This is a genomic window from Vibrio sp. T9 (genome assembly GCF_003123985.1).
GTDB classification, from domain to species: domain Bacteria; phylum Pseudomonadota; class Gammaproteobacteria; order Enterobacterales; family Vibrionaceae; genus Vibrio; species Vibrio diabolicus.
Window position 1 is genome coordinate 1 of sequence record NZ_NIGY01000125.1, and the last position, 343, is coordinate 343.

1 protein-coding gene is annotated in these 343 nt (G+C 63.8%); it reads right to left on the bottom strand.

Annotated elements, in window-relative coordinates; translation table 11 throughout:
- Positions 1-281: gamma-glutamyltransferase (locus tag CBX98_RS26845; RefSeq protein ID WP_172606045.1), on the bottom strand; the 281-nt coding region annotated here is incomplete at its 3' end.
- Positions 282-343 lie beyond the last annotated feature (62 nt).

Here is a 343-nt window from a genome sequence, read left to right on the forward strand (position 1 = left end):
GAAGCACGATGCAGCAGGGCCATGAAGCCACCGCCGATACCCGAACTCTGCTGTTCGACGACGGCCAACGTGGAGGACACCGCGACAGCGGCATCGAAGGCATTACCGCCCTTGCCCAGCACTTCGAAGCCTGCGTTGGTGGCCAGGTAGTTGGCACTGGCGATGGCGGCGTGGCCGGGCCCCTTGGTCGAGGGAGGTGAAGTCTGCGCGGAGACGCTGCCTGCGCCGACGACAAGAAAGAGACTCGCGGCGAGTACGCGCCACGACGGGGCATGGACCATGGGTTTCGCTCCGAAAGAGATATCGCTATCGGTGAGATTAACCGATGACGCCGGGGCAAGGT